The 17580-nt window shown below is 67.3% G+C and carries 10 protein-coding genes and 1 pseudogene; 1 reads left to right on the forward strand and 10 read right to left on the reverse strand.

Annotation, left to right across the window (positions count from 1 at the left end):
• Nucleotides 1-2: 2 nt before the first annotated feature.
• The 4 genes and pseudogenes from CAL24_RS10860 to CAL24_RS10870 all read right to left on the reverse strand — a co-directional run bounded on the left by CAL24_RS10860 (nucleotide 3) and on the right by CAL24_RS10870 (nucleotide 10764).
• Entirely contained in the window at nucleotides 3-1349 is a 1347-nt protein-coding gene (locus CAL24_RS10860; protein WP_038854052.1) for an aminotransferase class I/II-fold pyridoxal phosphate-dependent enzyme, read from the reverse strand.
• A 5-nt stretch (nucleotides 1350-1354) separates the two neighbouring features.
• The gene (locus CAL24_RS10865; protein WP_249278526.1) at nucleotides 1355-7675 is read right to left on the reverse strand and encodes an SDR family NAD(P)-dependent oxidoreductase; all 6321 of its coding nucleotides are present in this window, start codon (nucleotides 7673-7675) and stop codon (nucleotides 1355-1357) included.
• Nucleotides 7676-7767: 92 nt separating this feature from the next.
• Nucleotides 7768-9000 (reverse strand): annotated as a pseudogene (locus CAL24_RS24320) (type I polyketide synthase); the annotation flags it as partial.
• A 636-nt stretch (nucleotides 9001-9636) separates the two neighbouring features.
• Entirely contained in the window at nucleotides 9637-10764 is a 1128-nt protein-coding gene (locus CAL24_RS10870; protein WP_028356197.1) for a branched-chain amino acid ABC transporter substrate-binding protein, read from the reverse strand.
• A 213-nt stretch (nucleotides 10765-10977) separates the two neighbouring features.
• On the opposite strand from CAL24_RS10870, the gene CAL24_RS10875 reads away from it, so the two are divergent.
• Nucleotides 10978-11574 carry an RBBP9/YdeN family alpha/beta hydrolase gene (locus CAL24_RS10875; RefSeq protein WP_094806702.1) on the forward strand — a complete coding sequence of 199 codons (597 nt, stop codon included), beginning with the start codon at nucleotides 10978-10980 and terminating at the stop codon, nucleotides 11572-11574.
• Nucleotides 11575-11585: 11 nt separating this feature from the next.
• Here CAL24_RS10875 and CAL24_RS10880 read toward each other — a convergent pair whose 3' ends face one another.
• The 6 genes from CAL24_RS10880 to proC form a co-directional block, all read right to left on the reverse strand.
• Nucleotides 11586-12674, reverse strand: coding sequence for a sn-glycerol-3-phosphate import ATP-binding protein UgpC (locus CAL24_RS10880; protein ID WP_094806703.1), 1089 nt, complete (start codon nucleotides 12672-12674; stop codon nucleotides 11586-11588).
• A gap of 41 nt (nucleotides 12675-12715) precedes the next feature.
• Nucleotides 12716-13543, reverse strand: a complete 828-nt coding sequence (gene ugpE / locus CAL24_RS10885) for a sn-glycerol-3-phosphate ABC transporter permease UgpE (protein WP_094806704.1) — start codon at nucleotides 13541-13543, stop codon at nucleotides 12716-12718.
• Between the two features lie 24 nt (nucleotides 13544-13567).
• Nucleotides 13568-14449 carry a sn-glycerol-3-phosphate ABC transporter permease UgpA gene (gene ugpA / locus CAL24_RS10890; protein WP_028356193.1) on the reverse strand — a complete coding sequence of 294 codons (882 nt, stop codon included), beginning with the start codon at nucleotides 14447-14449 and terminating at the stop codon, nucleotides 13568-13570.
• 96 nt (nucleotides 14450-14545) lie between these two features.
• A complete protein-coding gene (gene ugpB / locus CAL24_RS10895; protein ID WP_028356192.1) occupies nucleotides 14546-15859 on the reverse strand; it encodes a sn-glycerol-3-phosphate ABC transporter substrate-binding protein UgpB in 1314 nt (437 codons plus the stop codon).
• A 189-nt stretch (nucleotides 15860-16048) separates the two neighbouring features.
• The gene (locus CAL24_RS10900; RefSeq protein WP_094806705.1) at nucleotides 16049-16618 is read right to left on the reverse strand and encodes a queuosine precursor transporter; all 570 of its coding nucleotides are present in this window, start codon (nucleotides 16616-16618) and stop codon (nucleotides 16049-16051) included.
• Nucleotides 16615-17448: a pyrroline-5-carboxylate reductase gene (gene proC, locus CAL24_RS10905; RefSeq protein ID WP_094806706.1), complete on the reverse strand. Its 834-nt coding sequence runs from the start codon at nucleotides 17446-17448 to the stop codon at nucleotides 16615-16617. The genes CAL24_RS10900 and proC overlap by 4 nt, the downstream gene beginning before the upstream one ends.
• Nucleotides 17449-17580: the final 132 nt, after the last annotated feature.

Consider the following 17580-nt stretch of genomic DNA (forward strand, 5'->3'; position numbering starts at 1 on the left):
GGCTACAGCGCGGCGCGCAGCGCGGCGACGGTGTTGCGCAGGTCTTCCTCCGTATGCTGGCACGATACGAAGAAGCGCAAGCGGGCCGATTTTTCCGGTACGGCCGGGTACAGGATGGGTTGCACGTTGATGCCGCGCTCGAACAAGGCGGCCGACAGGCGCGCGGCCCTCAGCGAACTGGCGGTGATGGCGGGAACGACCGCGAAGCCGGCGCTGCCGCCGGTGTCGATGCCGGCGGCCTGCGTCAATTCCAGGAAGTACCGGCCGCGCGCCTGCAGCGTGGCGACCCGTTCGGGCAACTCCTGCATGCGCCGCAGCGCGGCCAGCGAGGCGGCCGCCACGCTGGGAGGCATGCCGACGCTGTAGAGGAATCCTGGCGCCAGGAATTTCAGGTGTTCGACCAGTGCGGCCTCGCCGGCGATGTATCCGCCGCAGCCGGCCAGCGTCTTGCTGAGCGTGCCCATCCAGATGTCGACGTCCTTGCCGGCCAGTCCGAAGTGCTCGCGGATGCCATAGCCGCGCTTGCCCATGACTCCCAGCGAATGGGCCTCGTCGACCATCAGGAAGGCCTTGTGGCGGCGCTTGATCTCGACGAAGCGCGGCAGGTCGGGGAAGTCCCCGTCCATGCTGTAGATGCCTTCGAGCACGATGAGGACCCGCTCGAACTGGTGCCGCTGGTCCTGCAGGATGGCGTCCAGGGCGGCCCAGTCGTTATGGGCGAAGGGCAGGCGGCGCGCGCCGGAGAGCTGGATGCCCTGCAGGACGCTGTTGTGGATGAGTTCGTCGTGCAGGACCAGGTCGCGCGGGCCGAACAAGTATCCGATAGTGGATACATTGGTGGCATGGCCGCTGACGAAGGTGACGGCGTCCTCGACTTCGTATACCTCGGCCAGGGCGCGTTCCAGCTCGCGATGGATGGGGCGCTCGCCCGACACCAGCCGGCTGGCCGAGACCGAGGTGCCGTAGCGGTCGATCGCGTCCTTGGCGGCCTGGGCGACTACCGGGTCGCCCGACATGCCCAGGTAGTTGTAGCTGGCGTAGTTGATGTAGGGCTTGCCGCCGATGCGCGTGGCTGCGCTGGCGGTGGCTTCGTGCAGCTTGAAGAAGGGGCTGCGCACGCCCATGCGCGCCGCTCCTTCGTTCAGGATGCGCAGCTGCCGGTAGCCGGGATGCAGCTCGAAGCGGTAGTACTCCTCGGGGATCGCGCTGCGCTGGGCGGCAGGCCCGGACATGGAGCGCGTCTCCTGTTCCTGGCCCGCTTGCCGCAGCTTGCGTTCGAGCGCCTGCTGAATCAGTTTGTCCTTGATGCTGGCGGACAGGCCAGGCAGTCCTTTCTTTGCTTGGCTCACGGTGCTCAATGGATCATCCGCTGTTTCGGCGCGCCGGCCTCGAGTTCGCTGGCAAATTTCGCCATGAGTTCGCTGGGCACTTCATCGGTATGCTGCGAGACGACATGCTCGACCTGCGCCAGCAGCGTGTCCTGCGCGGGCGTTTCGCCGTCGTTGCGCAGTAGCTGGATCAGCCTGCCCGCCAGTTTGACCAGCGTCGGGCTTTCGTTGAGCGCCATGACCGGCAGGCGAATGCCGAAGCGGTTTTCCAGGGCCACGACGAGTTCCACGCCCATCAGGGAATCGAGGCCCATGTCATAGACCGACACGTCGGGGTTGATCTTGTCGGCCGGCACGCGCAGGATCTCGCCGACCTCGCTCTTGAGCATGTCGACGAACAATGGATGCAGCGCCTCGTCGTCCAGGGTGGCCAGCAGGTGGGCGATGTCCCGCGCGTCGCCTTCGTCTTCGCCGCTTTCGCCCGCATGGTGGGCGAGCATGCTGAACTTGGGCGTGGCGGCGCTCGGCAGGAAGCGTCGCAAGGCGCGCCAGTCGAGTTCCAGCACGCCCAGGCCGCTGGCGTTGGCCAGCAGCATGTCTTCCAGCGCCCGCAGCGCGATGTCGGAGGCCAGTGCCGCGCCGCCCATGCGGCTTTGCAGGGCATCCTTGACTTTCTTGTTGCGGGCCAGGTAGCCGACGTCGTCGATGGCGCCCCAGCGCACGCAGGTGGCCGGCAGGCCCAGCGAGCGGCGCTGGCGCGCCAGGCTCTCCAGCCAGTTGTTGGCCGCCACGTAGTTGGCCTGTCCGGGGTTGCCGAACAGGGTGGTGGCCGACGAGAAGATCACGAAGAAGTCCAGCGGCAGGCTGCGCGTGGCGGCATCCAGGTGCAAGGCGCCCAATATCTTGGGCGCCAGCACGCGCTGGATCTGCTCGGCCGTGGCGCCGCGCACCAGGCCGTCGTCGATCACCATGGCGGCATGCACGATTCCCTTGACTGGCGGCATGGCCTGGCTCAGGTCCTGCAGCAGCGCGGCCACTGCCGGCGCGTCGGTCACGTCGCAAGCGGCGGCGTGGACGGCCACGCCGCGAGCCTGGAGGGCGGCGATGGCCTGCTGGGCGGTGTCGGAGACAGGGCCGCTGCGGCTGATCAGCGCCAGGTGGCGGGCGCCCTTGTCGGCCAGCCACTGGGCGGTGCGCAGGCCGAAGCCGCTCAGGCCGCCGGTGACCAGGTATGTCGCCTGGGCCGGCAGGGAGAGCCCGGCGGGTTCGCCCTGGGGCGGCGAGGCCACATGTGCCTGGCGAATGCCATTGCGGTAGGTGATGACGATCTTGCCGATCTGGCGCGCCTGTTGCATGTAGCGGAACGCGTCGACGATGTCGTTGGCATCGAATTCCTGGTAGGGCAGCGGATGCAGCACACCCTCGGCGAAGAGCTCCATCATCTCGCCGAACAGGCGGCGCGTCAGGGCGGGGCGCTCGTGCATCAGCTGGTCGGCGTCGATGCCGAAATAGCTGATGTTGTTGCGGAATGGGCGCAAGCCGATGCGCGTGTTCTCGTAGAAATCGCGCTTGCCCAGTTCGAGGAAACGGCCAAAGGGTTTCAGCACGCGCAGGTTGCGGTTGATGGCTTCGCCGGCCAGCGAGTTGAGCACCACGTCCACGCCCCGCCCGCCGGTGTCGGCCAGGATCTCGTCGGCGTAGGCGAGCGAGCGCGAGTCGTAGATATGCTGCACGCCCAACAGGCGCAGGAAGTCGCGCTTTTCCTCCGAACCGGCGGTCGCGTAGATTTCCGCGCCGCGCCATTGCGCGAACTGGATGGCGGCGATGCCCACGCCGCCGGCGGCGCCGTGGATCAGCACTTTTTCGCCTTCTTCGAGCTGGGCCAGGTGGTGCAGCGCGTAGTAGACGGTGAAGAAGGTGCTGGGAATGGTGGCGGCCGCCTCGAACGAGATGCCCGGCGGAATGCGCGCGATGGCGCTCGATTTGGTCAATACCCGGTTGGCGAAACTGGCCGGGCCAAAGCCCACCACGGCATCGCCCGGGCGGTAGTCGCCATCGGCCTGGGAGCCGACGCGCACCACCGTGCCGGCGAATTCCAGGCCCAGCGTCGGGCCGGCAAAGCCATTCTCGATGGCTTCGTCCGACAGCAAGCCGAGGGCATACATCACGTCACGGAAGTTCAGCCCGGTGGCATGCACCTGGATTTCCAGCTCGTCGTCGGCGGGCGTCGCTTCCGGCGCGGCTTCCCAGCGCAGGTTGCGCAGCTGGCCGGGGAATTCGAAGCCCAGCCGCACGGCGGTGTCCGCGCCGGCCGGCTCCGCCAGCCCGGCGGGGCGAGGTACGGTGCGCAGGCGCGGCACATAGCGCCGGCCCTGCGCGGTGAGCGCGGCTTCTTGTTCGGCGTCGGGCCAGCGCAGCTCGCGCTCCAGCGCGTCAAGGACGGCGTCGGCGACCGGAGCGCCGGCGGGCAGGTCGAGCAGGCGCACGCCGAATTGCCCGGCCTCGTTCATCATGGTGCGACCGTAGCCCCACAATACGGCATCGTCTGCGCTGGCCGCTGCCGCGCCGGCGCCTGCCAGGTGCTGCGCCGCGCCGCAGGTCAGCAACCACAGCGTGGCGGCGCTGCCGCTGCGCTCCAGGGCCTGGAATGCGGCGGCTGCCAGGGCGCAGCGGCGCACCTGGTTGTGCAGCACATCATCGGGGGTGTCCGCCGGGGATGCCAGTCCGTCGAGGTGGACAATGCCGTCCAGGCGCGCCAGTTGCGACTTGGCCTGCGAGAGTACGGCGTCGAACTTGGCGGGATCGGCATTGCGCTGGATGACCGTGCGGTGGCCGGCGGCGGCGAGGCGCGCCGACAGGGCCGCGGCCAGGCCGGCGTCGGCATCTGCCGCGCCGGTCAGCAGCAGCCAGCCCGTCGGTGCCGGGGCCGCCTGCGCGGCCGGGGCGGCGGCGAGTCGGTCGGCGGGGGCCGCCAAGTCGCCGGCGGCCGCCGCCAGCAGATAAGGGCCGGTCAGCGTGCCGGGAGCGAATTCCAGCAGCGGGCCGCAGGTCCAGCCGGGCTGTTGCGTGATCGCGTCCTGCCAATAGCGGGCGGGATACTGGCACGAGGCTTTGCCGTGGTCGTCGGTGCCGGCGGTCCACCAACTGGCGTCGGCGCCCGCAATGAAGTCGAGCCAAGCCATGGGATGCATGGCCGCCAGCAACAGCGTGCCGCCGGCTTTCAGATGCGTCTGGGCGTATTGCAGGCTGCGCTGGGCGTCGTCGGCATTGGCGTTGTCGGCATGCAGGATGACCAGGTCGTGGAGCCGCCGATCGGACTCCTCGTTGTCGGATCCGATCAAGTCGTACGCGGTTTGCGGGTAGGCATCCAGCAGACGCTGAGCCTGCTCGAGGGCGCCGGCCGAGGTCGAGGCGTAGCGATAGTCGGACAGGTCGGTGTCGAGCACCGCATGGCAGTCGACCGCGAAAGCGGGCGCGTGGGCGCTGATTTCCAGCACGCCCAGGCGCGCGCCGGCGGGCAGGGATGCCTGGGTGCGTGCCAGCAGGACCTGCAAGGCGCTGCCCAGCCGTTGGCGCGCCTCGGCGCCGAAGATCTGCCGGACCAGGGCCGCGGGCGAGGCGTCTTGCGGGCAGATGTCGGCCAGCTTGGCATGTCCCTGCAGCAGAGCCGGCAGGTGCAGGCCGATACGGCCCACGGCATGGACGATATGCGCGTAGTCGGGATATTCGCGCACCAGGCTGTTCCAGATATCGACCACGCCGGGCGCGCCGTCGTCCTGGTCGCGCACGGCCCAGCCGGAGGGGGTGCGTTCCAGCAGGCCGGCATCGGTGGCGCGAGCCAGCAAGTGGTTCAGCAGGGCGGCCGAGTCAGGCGCGGCCTGGCGGCAGCGCTCGATCGCGTCGTCGTAGATATGGCCACTGCCGCCGAGTTCGCGTAGCGCCTGTACCAGGAAACGGTCGCACAGGCTGTCGAGCAATGGCTCGATTTCATGGGCGTAGCGCGCATGCGTGCCGTCCTGCGCGGCGCCTGCGGCTGCCGCCGCCAGGGCATCGGCGGCCGCGACCGCATCCAGGATGCTCGCGCGACTTTGCGCGTCGTGAGCGTGCGGGCAGGGCACGCCCGGGTCGTCGAGGAAGTCCAGCGTGCCGGCGTTGGCCTTGGACAGGCGTATGCTGCGAAAGCGCGCTTCGCGCACCGCGGCGATCTGCTCGCCCTCGGCGTTGAACAGCGCGAACTCGGCCGTCAGCGAATGCGGGCCGCGCCGCAGCAGCCGGGCGCGCACCAGGCGCGGGGCGCCTCGGTCGGTGCGTAGCGCCAACCGGCCAATCTTGGCGGGCACGAAGGCCACCCCGCGGCCCATGGCCGGGTCGTCGCGCAGCAACTGGATGATCAACTGGAAGGTGCAGTCGAGCAGGGCCGGGTGCAGATGGCTTTGCTCAAGCTGGGCCTGGACGTCCGCCGATGGCTCCAGGACGGCCAGCACGCTGTCGCGGTCTTCGTTCCAGCCGTGCTTGACGGCGCGGAAGGCCGCGCCATAGTCCAGCCCGACGGCGCGCGTCAACAATGCATGGGTTTCGCCGGTGAAGTCATGGGCCCGCTCGGGCAGCTGGAGCGCAGCGTCGTTCAACAAGGCCTGGCCGGGCTCGCGCAACACCCGGCCGACCGCATGCAGGGCCCATGGCTCGGTGCTGCCCAGGTCCTTGCCCTGGATGCGCAAGCCGCCGTCGGCGATATCCAGGCTGCACCGGATGCGTTTCGAGGGAGAGGCCGCCAGCAGCAGGGGCGCGCGTATCTCCAGCTCTTCGATTTCGGCGTATGGGCCAGGCTGCCATTGCAGCGCCGCGGCCAGGGCCATTTCGGCGAACCCCGTGCCGGGAAAGACGACTGCATCCCCGACGACGTGGTCGGCCAGCCAGGGGCACAGCGCCGTATCGAGCTGGTTTTCCCACAGGCCTTCGTGTTGCCGCAACGGGTAGCCCAGCAGGGGATGCACCTTGGCGCGCTGCAATTGGCCCAGGGATTCGGGCGTGACAGGGTGCCAATGCCGTTCGCGCTGCCAGGGATAGGCGGGCAGGGCGACGTGGCGGCCTGCCCACGGGAAAAGGTCCTGCCAGTCGACCTGGGCGCCGCTCAGCAAGGCCTGGCCGGCGGTTTCGCGGATTTTTGCGGGTTCGTCGTTGCCGCGGCTCGCGGTGATGAGTACCCGGCCCTTGCGATCTGCAGCTGCGAGGCTGTCGTTGACGTACGAGCGCAGCACGGGGTGCGGACCGACTTCGATGAACACGTTGTCGCCGCGCGCCACCAGGGCGTCCACGGCTTGCTGGAAGCGCACGGGTTCGCGGACGTTGCGCCACCAATAGTCGGCGTCCAGCTGCCGGCCGTCCAGCCGCTCGCCGGCGATGGTGGAATAGAACGGCACGTGCCCGGACTGGGGGTGCAGATTCTCCAGCGCCTGCCGCAATCCTGGCCGGATGGCGTCCATGGCGGCACTGTGGAAGGCGTAGTCGAGATCCAGGCGTTTATAGAAAACGCGGCGTTCGGCCAGGACTCCCTCGACCGTCGCCATGGCGGCCGGGTCGCCCGCCAGTGTCGCGCCGCGCCCGCTGTTGAAGCCGGCGACGCACACCGCGCCGGTGAGCTGCAGTTCGGCCAGCAACGCCTGGGCGGTGCCGCCGTCGATGCCGACTGCCGCCATGCAGCCCTGGCCTTTCGTGGTGCCTTGCAAGCGGCTGCGATGGAAAATGACCTGCACGGCGTCGGCCATCGAAAGCGCGCCGCAAGCCCAGGCCGCAGCCACTTCGCCCACACTGTGGCCGACCACCGCGCTGGGCAGGATGCCGCGTTGCGCCAGCATGCGCGTGATGCCCACCTGGATGGCGAACAAGGCGGGCTGGGCGATTTCCGTACGCTCGTACTGGTTGGCGCTTTCGGCGCGTGCCAGTTCGTCGGCAAGCCGGTAGCCGGCCAGCGGCGCAAAGAGGTTGTCGATTTCGTGCACGGCTTCGGCGAAGACCGGCTCGGCCAGCAGTTGCCGGCCCATGCCGGCCCATTGCGAGCCGTTGCCCGAATACACGAACACCGGCCCCTGGGCATTGGCGACGGCGCTGCCGGTGGCCACGCTGTAGCGGGGCGCGTTGTCGTCGGCGAACTGGCTGAGGGCCTGCGCGATGCTTTCGCTGTCAGTGCCGTACACGACGGCGCGTTCGGCGTGCCATTCGCGCCGCATGACGGAGTGATAGGCGATGTCGTACAAGGCGCGCGCCGGTTGCCCCTGCAGCACGCCGGCCAGGTGGCGGGCGCTGGCCCGCAGGGCCTCGGTGGTCTTGCCGGAGACGATGACCGGCACGGCGGCCGTGTTGGCCAGCTTGTCCGCCGGATCGGCATCCGGCTCGGGGGGGGGCTTTGCAGAATGACGTGCGCATTGGCGCCGCCGAACCCGAACGAGTTCACCCCGATGGTCAACGGCCCTTCGCGGCGCAGTGGGTAGTTCTGTGTAGCAATCTCGATGTTCCAGCCATCGAAGTCGATTGCCGGATTGGGATTCCGGACGCCGATGGTGGCCGGTACGGTGCGATGTTGCAGGCTGTAGATGGCCTTGACCAGGCCTGCGACGCCGGACGCCGCTTCCAGGTGTCCCAGGTTGCTCTTGACCGAGCCGATCGGCAGCGGGTTGCCGGGCCCCCGCGGCTGTCCCAGCGCGGCCCCGATGGCGCGCGTTTCGACCGGATCGCCGACCGCGGTGCCGGTGCCGTGCGCTTCCAGATAATCGATTTCAGTGACGGGGATGCCGGCCTTTTCATAGACTTGCTGCATCAGCGCGATCTGCGCGTCGGCATTGGGCACGGTCAGGCCGGACTTGCGGCCGTCGGTATTGACGGCACTTCCCGGGATTACCGCCAGGATATGGTTGCCGTCGGCCACGGCCTGGTCGTAGTCCTTGAGCAGGAACAGGCCCCCGCCTTCGGAACGTACATAGCCGTCGCCCGATGCGTCGAAGACCTTGCAGCGTCCTTCGGGCGAAAGCATCGATGCTTTCGAGAAGGTAATGAAACCGTAGGGATGCAGGTGCAGGCTGACGCCGCCGGCGATCGCCAGGCTGGTTTCACCGGTGACGATGGCACGGCACGCCTGGTGGAACGCCACCAGGGACGAGGAGCAGGCGGTATCCACCGCCATGCTGGGTCCATGCAGGTCGAACAGGTAGGACAGGCGGTTGGCGGCGATGCTCGACGTGTTGCCGGTGGCCATCGAAGCGTCGATCGCACCGGTATCGTCGGACAGGCGGTAGGAATAATCCGCGCTCGCAATGCCGATATAAACCCCGCAATCGCTGCCCCGCAGGCTGGATGGCTTGATTCCGGCGTGTTCGATGGCTTCCCAGCACAACTCCAGCAACAGGCGCTGCTGGGGGTCCATCAACGCGGCCTCGCGCGGGGAAATGCCGAAAAAGTGCGCATCAAAGCCCGACACGTCGCCGATCGAGCCGGCGGCGAAAGTGTAGGCGGTGCCGGGGTGGTCCTTGGCGGGATGCAGGTAAGCGTCCTGTTGCCAGCGATCGGGGTCGACTTCGGTGACCAGGTCGCGCCCGGCCAGCAGGTCGGCCCAGTACCGATCGGTATTGGTTTGCGGGAACCGGAACGACAGCCCCACGACGGCAACGCGCTTTGCCATGTATTTCTTCCTTCGAACAACAGCTCTCGAGAGCTTCTTGATTTTCTTTTGTTAGGGACAGACGACTCAGGGGCCGGGCGCCATGGCGCGGGGCGGGCTGGGTCTACAGGCAATGACCAGAAGAGCGGCCGCTTCGGGGCGGCTTGGCGGATAGGAGATGCAAAGATTCCTTGAACGGTAGGGAGCAGGATTTTTCCGGGACGCCGGCATTTGCTGCGTTGCCCGCGCCAAAGGAAAGCGACTCGGCCATTATGGTCAGGTTGTCCGAAGAATTCGAGAGTCAGATTTTACTGTTTATAGTGCGAATGGAAGACAGGTGGCGATGCTTGGCAAAATACAGATACAAAACGCTGCGGAATGCCCAAGGAATTGCAGCCAACTGCGCAAATTTTCCCGGATTTCCCCGATTTATACGATTTCTATACGCCGCGCCGCCTTTATTGACTAGCTGCTTATTGCAAATCATGTAACCAAATGAACAAAAAACAGGGAAAACAGCGTGGCGGGAAATCCCGCGTTTCGATTATCCCGGCCTTGCTGTTGCATCGCAACAATTGTTCTCCATAAAAAGAGGCCCGGATGGGCCTCGAATGCCGGCCTGTTGGCCGGCATTAATAAGATGGCGGAAGCCGGAGTTTATTTAAAGGCCGTCTTGCTGCCGTCCTTGTGCCAGGTGAATACCTGGAATTCGAAATCGTTCAGGTCCCCTTGCTTGTTCCAGGACGTCTTGCCGATGGGGGTGTCGAACGAATTGGCGTGCAGATACTCGGCGACCTTGGTGGGGTCGGTGCTGCCCGCGCCCTTGATGCCTTCGGCGATGACCTGGGTGGCCGCGTAGGCCGTCAGCTGGAACGCGCCGCCGGCATTGCGCTTCTTGGCTTCGAAAGCCTTGACGATTTCGGCGTTGGCGGGATTCTGGGTGAAATCGGCGGGCAGGGTCAGCAGCATGCCTTCGACGGCGTCGCCGGCGATGGCGTTGATGTCGGGGTTGCCGACGCCTTCCGGCCCCATGAACTTGGCATTCACGCCTTGTTCGTGGGCCTGGCGCAGCAGCAGGCCCATTTCGGGATGGTAGCCGCCGTAGTAGACGAAATCGACGTTATTCGACTTGAGTTTGGTGATGACGGCGGAATAGTCGCTGTCGCCGGCATTGATGCCCTCGAACATCACGACTTTGACGCCGCCTTTCTCGAGGTTGTCCCTGACCGCCGTGGCGATGCCCTGGCCATAGGACTGCTTGTCGTGCAGGACGGCGACCGTCTTGGGCTTGATTTTTTCCAGGACGAACTTGGCGGCGGCCGGGCCTTGCTGGTCGTCGCGGCCGATGGTGCGGAAGATGAACTCGTAGTTCTTGCCGTCGGTCAGGGCGGGCGAGGTGGCCGAAGGGGTCACCATGACCACGCCTTCATTGTTGTAGACGTCGGCGGCGGCAATGGTGGCGCCGGAGCAGACGTGGCCGACGACGAAGCCGATTTCGTCGTTGACGACCCGGTTGGCGGCGACCGGGCCCTGCTTGGGTTCGCAGCCGTCGTCGATCACCACGGTTTCCAGCTTCTTGCCGTCGATGCCGCCCGCGGCGTTGATGCGCTCGACCGCGGTGTCGACCCCTTCGCGCACCATGGCGCCATATTGGGTAACAGGGCCGGTGGTGGGGCCGACCACGGCGATCTTGATGCTTTGCGCCTGTGCGCCGGCCGCGCAGGCCAGGCCCGCCGCCAGGCCCAGCGCGGCCAGGACCGGCGTGAGGCGGAATGCTTGTTTCATGGGGAATCTCCTTTGCGTCGTTATATAAGCCTGGCGCCCGCTGGGCGCCGCGAGGCTTGTGGTGGCAAGCATACCTGAAAGCCAGCTTGATTTGCGTCGGCGGGGTAGACAATCCGCGGCGATTGGGCGATGGTCGCTTTATGCGCATCCGCGTATATGCAAAAGACGATTTGTTCGTTTGCCTTCATAAGGCAGCAGGGCATTATTGACGCCATGAGATTCCAACCGATCATCGTTCCGGGCTGGAAAGACTCCGGGTCCGGCCATTGGCAGACGTTGTGGGCGCAGTGCCTGCCTCACGCCCAGCGCGTGCGCCAGCCTGACTGGCATACCCCGGATCCGGCGGTCTGGAATGCCACCGTGGCCACCTACGTGGATGCGGCCGCCTGCCCGGTGCTGCTGATCGCGCACAGCCTGGGCTGCCTGGCGGCGGTCGGCCTGCCGGTGCCGCTGCGGGCCAAGGTGGCGGGGGCCTTGCTGGTCGCGCCGGCGGACGTCGAGCGGGCCGGGGCGCCGGCGTGCCTGCGCGGCTTCGGCCCGGTGCCGCGCCATTCCTTGCCGTTCCAGTCCGTGGTGGTGGCCAGCGACAACGACCCCTATTGCCAGCTGGAGCGGGCGCGCCAGTTCGCCGCCGACTGGGGCAGCCGCTTCGAGGTCGTGCCGGGCGGCGGGCATATCAATGCCGAAGCGGGCTTCGGGGAGTGGCCGCAGGGGCTGAAGATCCTGGCCGCGCTGCGGCGGCGCGCCACCTGGCGCGTGACGGCTCCCTTGCCGCGCGTATCGCCGGTGCCGATGTCGCTGGCGTCGTAGCGCGGGCGCTGTCAGGTGCCCTGCACCCGGCGCCCGGTATCGGTCTCGAACCAGTGCAGCGCGTGGCGTCCGTCCGGGCCCACGCTGACCTGGTCGCCAGCCCTGGCGGGCGTCTCGGCCAATTGGCGCGTGGCGCAGCGCACCACGACGGAATTTTGCCCGCAGCGGCAGTGCACCAGTTGCTCCGATCCCAGCGTTTCGACCATTTCGACTTCGGCCGGCAGGCCCTGGGCGTTGAGCAGCATATGCTCGGGCCGCATGCCCATGATGACGGCGCGGCCGCGCACCGCAGCGGGCACCTGCAGCGGCGAGATATCCAGCGCGACGCCGTCCAGGGTTTGCAGCGTGCCGTCGCCGGCCGCGTTGACGGGGACCAGGTTCATGGGCAGGGAGCCGATGAAGCCCGCCACGAAAGTGGACGCCGGCTTTTCGAAGACCTCGGTCGGCGTGCCGATCTGCTCGGGCACGCCCTGGTACATGACGATCATGCGGTGGGCCAGCGTCATGGCCTCGACCTGGTCGTGGGTGACGTAAAGGCTGGTGGTGCGCAGGCGGCGGTGCAGCTTCATGATTTCCAGCCGCATGGCCACGCGCAGCTTGGCGTCCAGGTTCGACAGCGGTTCGTCGAACAGGAACACCTTGGGCTCGCGCACGATGGCGCGCCCCATGGCGACCCGCTGGCGTTGCCCGCCGGACAGCTGGCGCGGGCGGCGGTCCAGCAGCTGGTCCAGTTCCAGGGTGCGCGCGGCCGACTCGACCCGCTTGCGGATTTCGTCCTTGGACAGCTTGCGGATTTTCAGCCCATAGGCCATGTTCTGGAACACGCTCATGTGAGGGTAGAGCGCGTAGTTCTGGAACACCATGGCGATGTCGCGCTCGGCCGGCTCCAGGTCGTTGACCACCTTGCCGTCGATCAGGATTTCGCCGCTGGTGACGGTTTCCAGGCCGGCCACCATGCGCATCAGCGTGGACTTGCCGCAGCCCGAGGGGCCGACGATGACGATGAACTCGCCGTCCTGCACCTCGACGTCGATGCCGTGGATCACGGCGACGTTGCCGGCATAGGTTTTCTTGACGTTGCGGAAGCTCAGGGTAGCCATGGAATGTTCTTCGTGTAGACGGGTGAGGGCGGGGCGGCGGGCTATTTCTCGGTGTCGACCAGGCCCTTGACGAACCATTTCTGCATCAGGATGACCACCAGCGCGGGCGGGATCATGGCCAGCATGGCGGTGGCCATGGTGATGTTCCATTCGGTGACGCTGTCGCCGCCGCTGATCATGCGCTTGATGCCGATCACTACGGGATACATGTTTTCCTGGGTGGTGATCAGCAGCGGCCAGAGATACTGGTTCCAGCCGTAGATGAACTGGATCACGAACAGCGCGGCGATGCTGGTGCGCGACAGCGGCAGCAGCACGTCGCGGAAGAAGCGCAGCGGGCCGGCGCCGTCGATGCGGGCCGCCTCGACCAGTTCGTCGGGCACGGTCAGGAAGAACTGCCGGAACAGGAACGTGGCGGTGGCCGAGGCGATCAACGGCAGGGTCAGGCCGGCGTAGCTGTTGAGCAGCCCCAGGTCGGCCACGACCTTGTAGGTGGGCGCGATGCGCACTTCGACGGGAAGCATCAGGGTGACGAATATCATCCAGAAGAAGAACATGCGGCCGGGGAAGCGGAAGTACACGACGGCGAAGGCCGACAGCAGTGAGATGGCGATCTTGCCGAGCGAGATGACCAGCGCCATGATCAGGCTGACGTACAGCATGCGTCCCACGCCGGCGCCGGCCAGGGCGCGCGCGTAGTTCTCGGCGAAGTGCGGACCGGGCAGCAGCGACATGGGCGCGGCGGCGACTTCCTGGGCCGTCTGGGTCGAGGCGACGAAGGTCACATACAGCGGGAAGGCCACCAGCGCCACGCCGCACAGCAGGATCAGGTGGGCCAGGATGTCGAGCCAGGGGCGGCGTTCAACCATGGTGTCGTAGCCTTGTGGGGAGGATCAGTACTGGACCTTGCGGTCGATGTAGCGGAACTGCACGACGGTGAGCGCCACCACGATGGCCATCAGCACCACCGACTGCGCGGCCGACGAGCCCAGGTCCAGGCCGTGGAAGGCGTCGCTGTATACCTTGTAGACCAGGATCGAGGTGGCCGTGCCCGGGCCGCCCTGGGTGGTGGTGTCGACCACGGCGAAGGTATCGAAGAACGCGTAGATGATGTTGACCACCAGCAGGAAGAAGGTGGTGGGCGACAGCAGGGGGAAGACGATGGTCCAGAAGCGCCGGGCCGGGGAGGCGCCGTCGATGGCCGCCGCCTCGATGAGCGAGCGGGGGATCGACTGCAGGCCGGCGAGGAAGAACAGGAAGTTGTATGAGATCTGCTTCCATACCGCGGCGATGAGCACCAGGGTGAGCGCCTGGTTGCCGTCCAGGCGCGGGTTCCAGGCCACGCCCAGGCTGTGCAGCGCGACGGCCAGGATGCCCACCGAGGGCGAGAACAGGAACAGCCACAGCACGCCCACGACCGCGGGGGCCACGGCATAAGGCCAGATCAGCAGGGTCTTGTACAGGCCGGCGCCGCGCATGACGCGGTCGGCCATGACGGCCAGCAGCAGCGAGACCGCCAGGCCGACGAAGGCCACCAGCGCCGAGAACACGGCCGTGACGCGGAACGAGTCAAGGTAGTCGGACTGGCGGAACAGCTCGGCGAAGTTGGCCAGCCCGACGAACTCGGAGGACAGGCCGAAGGCGTCCTGCAGTTGCATGGACTGCCACATGGCCTGGCCGGCGGGCAGGAAGAAGAACACCAGCGTGACGGCGATCTGCGGCGCCAGCAGCAGGTAGGGCAGGGTCTTGTGCCGGAATATGACGCGTTTTTCCATGGAGACAAGTCCCAGGAGCGAAGATGGCGGCGCGCGGGACGCCGCCGCCTGTGGTGTCGCGGGGCGCCGGCGGCCGACTGCCGGCGCCCCCGCGGCTTACTTGGCGCTTTTCTCGAATTTCTCGAGCAGTTCGTTGCCGCGCGTGACCATGACTTTCAGGCCATCCTGGGCGGACGCCTTGCCCGACATGATGCGCTCGATTTCCTGGTCTTCGATTTCGCGGATCTGCGGCAGGAAGCCCAGCCGCAGGCCGCGCGACTGGGCGGTCGTTTCGACGTTGAGCTGCTTGACGCCGACTTCGGTGCCGGGGTTCTTGTCGTAGTAGCCCTGCTTCTTGGTCAGTTCATACGCAGCCTTGGTGACGGGCACGTAGCCGGTCTGCTGGTGCCAGCGGGCGGCGATTTCCGGGCTGGCCAGGAAGTGGAAGAACTCGGTCACGCCCTTGTAGACCTCGGGCGACTTGTTGGCGAATACCCACAGCGAGGCGCCGCCGATGATGGTGTTCTGCGGAGCGCCCTGGACGTCGGCGTAGTAGGGCAGGGTCGAGGTGCCGAACTCGAACTTGGCGTTCTTGGCGATGTTGGCGCGCAGGCCGCTGGAGCCGGTGATCATGGCGCACTTGCCGCCGATGAACAGCGAGTTGGGCTGGTCGCCGCGCCCGCCGTACATGAAGATGCCTTCCTTGGCGAGCTTGGCCAGGTTGTCCAGGTGGCGCACGTGCAGCGGCGTGTCGATGGCCAGGCGGGCGTCGAGGCCGCCGAAGCCGTTGTCCTTGGTGGCGTAGGGCACGTTGTGCCAGGCCGAAAAGGTCTCGAGCTGGACCCACGACGGCCAGGAGGTGGTGTAGCCGCATTCCTGGCCGGCTGCCTTCAGTTTCTGGCCGGCGGCGGCCAGCTCTTCCCAGGTCTTGGGCGGCTTTTCGGGATCCAGGCCGGCTTTCTTGAAGGCGTCCTTGTTGTAATAGAACACCACGGTGGAGCTATTGAACGGCATCGAGATCAGCTTGCCGTCCTGCGAGGAGTAGTAGCCGGCGACCGCGCCGATGAAGGCCTTGGGGTCGAGCGGCTTGCCGGCTTCTTCGGACATCTGCTGCACGGGCTTGATGGCGCCCTTGGCGTACATCATGGTGGCCGTGCCCACTTCGAACACCTGCAGGATGTCGGGGGCATTGCCGGCGCGGAACGCGGCGATGCCGGCATTCATGGATTCGCCGTAGTTGCCCTTGTAGACGGCGTTGACCTTGTAGTCGGGGTTCTTCTTGTTGAAATCCTGGACCAGTTCGTTGACCCGTTCGCCCAGCGCTCCTTCCATTGAGTGCCAGAACTGGATTTCGGTGGCGGCGTGGGCCGAGGCACCGGCAAAAGCCGTCATCAGGACGGCGAAGGTGAACGCGAGACGCTGGGGTCGCATGGGAAGGTCCTCCGGGTTGCGTGGCTGCGGCGCGGGGGTGTCCGGCCGCAGGGAACACGACACCTTATGTATGGCTTGTGACAGAGACGTGACTTTTACACCACCGGCGGGGCCTGTCAAATATGGAATACGCGGGAGGGGGCGGGTTTGTTCGCCCTATCGTGGGGGGCGGCCCGGGCCGCGGCGGGGTCAGGCGCCGGAGCGGGCCGGCTGCTCGGCCGGCCGGGCCAGGTTCCACATCAGCGCGCGGAACGGCGCCAGCATGCTGACGTTGACGGCCAGCTTGATGGCCAGGTCGCCCAGCAGCCAGGTGACCCAGGGCAGGCCCGAGCCGGCGAACGCCACGCTGAAGAACACGGCCGTGTCGAGCAGGGCGCCCACGGTGCCGGACAGCAGCGGCGCGCGCCACCAGCGTTGGTCGCGCAGGCGGTCGAAGACCTGGATGTCGGCCAGCTGGGCGCAGATATAGGCCAGGCCCGACGCCAGGGCGATGCGCGGCGAGGCGACCCATACCGATATCGCCAGGGCGGCGGCGAACCCGACCCAGGCCACGCGGCGCGCGGCCGCGGGGCCGAAGCGGCGGTTGAGGACATCGGTGACCAGGAAGGCGACTGGATACGACAGGCCGCCCCAGGTCAGCCAGTCGTTCAGCGGCACCTGGACCAGGATGTTCGAGCCGACCACGATCAGGCCCATGCAGCCCACGGCCACGGCGAAGTGCCGGGGCGTCATGGGTTGGAAGCGCCGCGCCGTGCTCATTTGCCGAACTCGTCGGCCAGCTCGCGCGAGCGCTGCGCGGCGGCTTCGATGGCCTGCTGCACGATGGCGGGCAGGCCGGCCTGCTGGAACACTTGCAGGGCGGCGGCCGTGGTGCCGCCCTTGGAGGTGACGCGTTCGCGCAGCACCGCCGGCGGCTCGTCGGACTGCGCCGCCAGCCGGGTGGCGCCGGCCAGCGTGCCGAGCGCGAGCTGGTGGGCCTGGTCCGGGCTCAGGCCGGCGGCCACGCCGCCCGTCACCAGCGACTCCAGGAAAAGGAAGACATAAGCGGGGCCGCTGCCGGACAGCGCGGTGACGGCATCGAGCGCGGCATCGTCGGCGACCCACACGACCTGGCCCACCGAGGACAGCAAGCGCTCGGCCAGCTCGCGGCCGGCCTGGTCGACGCCCGGCAAGGCGGCCAGGCCGGTCACGCCGGCGCCGACCAGGGCAGGGGTGTTGGGCATGCAGCGCACCAGGTTCTGCCAGGGCTTGCCCGGCTCGCCGAGCCAGCCGGCCAGTGTGTCGGCCCGGATGCCGGCCGCCACGCTGATGACCAGGGTGTCGGGCCGCAGCCAGGCGCGTGAGGCGGCGACCGCTTCGCGCAGCTGCTGCGGCTTGACGGCGTAGATCCAGACCCGGCATGCCTGCAGCGCGGCATCGGGGGCGGCGGCGGCGCTGGCGCCGCGGCCGCGCCAGGCTTCTTGCGCCGCCGCGGTCGGGTCGACGACATGCAGGTTCGCGGCCGGGCAGGTCTTGCCGGCCAGCCCGCTGGCCAGGGCCGTCGCCATGTTGCCGCCGCCGATGAAAGCGATAGTCAGATCTTGGTCCATGGGGCAGGATTGTAGCCCTCTGGGTGGCGGCAAGCGTGGTGTAAGGATGTTGTCAGATACTGGCGCCGACTTGGCGCGCCGCCGCGGGGGCGGTCCGCGCCGGACAAGGTGTGTCCCCATTTGTTTTTTGCT

This window comes from Bordetella genomosp. 2, from assembly GCF_002261345.1.
Classification (GTDB): domain Bacteria; phylum Pseudomonadota; class Gammaproteobacteria; order Burkholderiales; family Burkholderiaceae_B; genus Bordetella_A.

Bases quoted from the DNA above. Each gene is read 5' to 3' on its own strand.
- CAL24_RS10870 (WP_028356197.1), bottom strand. From the start codon at position 10,764: ATGAAACAAGCATTCCGCCTCACGCCGGTCCTGGCCGCGCTGGGCCTG.
- CAL24_RS10875 (WP_094806702.1), top strand. From the start codon at position 10,978: ATGAGATTCCAACCGATCATCGTTCCGGGCTGGAAAGACTCCGGGTCC.
- CAL24_RS10880 (WP_094806703.1), bottom strand. From the start codon at position 12,674: ATGGCTACCCTGAGCTTCCGCAACGTCAAGAAAACCTATGCCGGCAAC.
- ugpE (WP_094806704.1), bottom strand. From the start codon at position 13,543: ATGGTTGAACGCCGCCCCTGGCTCGACATCCTGGCCCACCTGATCCTG.
- ugpA (WP_028356193.1), bottom strand. From the start codon at position 14,449: ATGGAAAAACGCGTCATATTCCGGCACAAGACCCTGCCCTACCTGCTG.
- ugpB (WP_028356192.1), bottom strand. From the start codon at position 15,859: ATGCGACCCCAGCGTCTCGCGTTCACCTTCGCCGTCCTGATGACGGCT.
- CAL24_RS10900 (WP_094806705.1), bottom strand. From the start codon at position 16,618: ATGAGCACGGCGCGGCGCTTCCAACCCATGACGCCCCGGCACTTCGCC.
- proC (WP_094806706.1), bottom strand. From the start codon at position 17,448: ATGGACCAAGATCTGACTATCGCTTTCATCGGCGGCGGCAACATGGCG.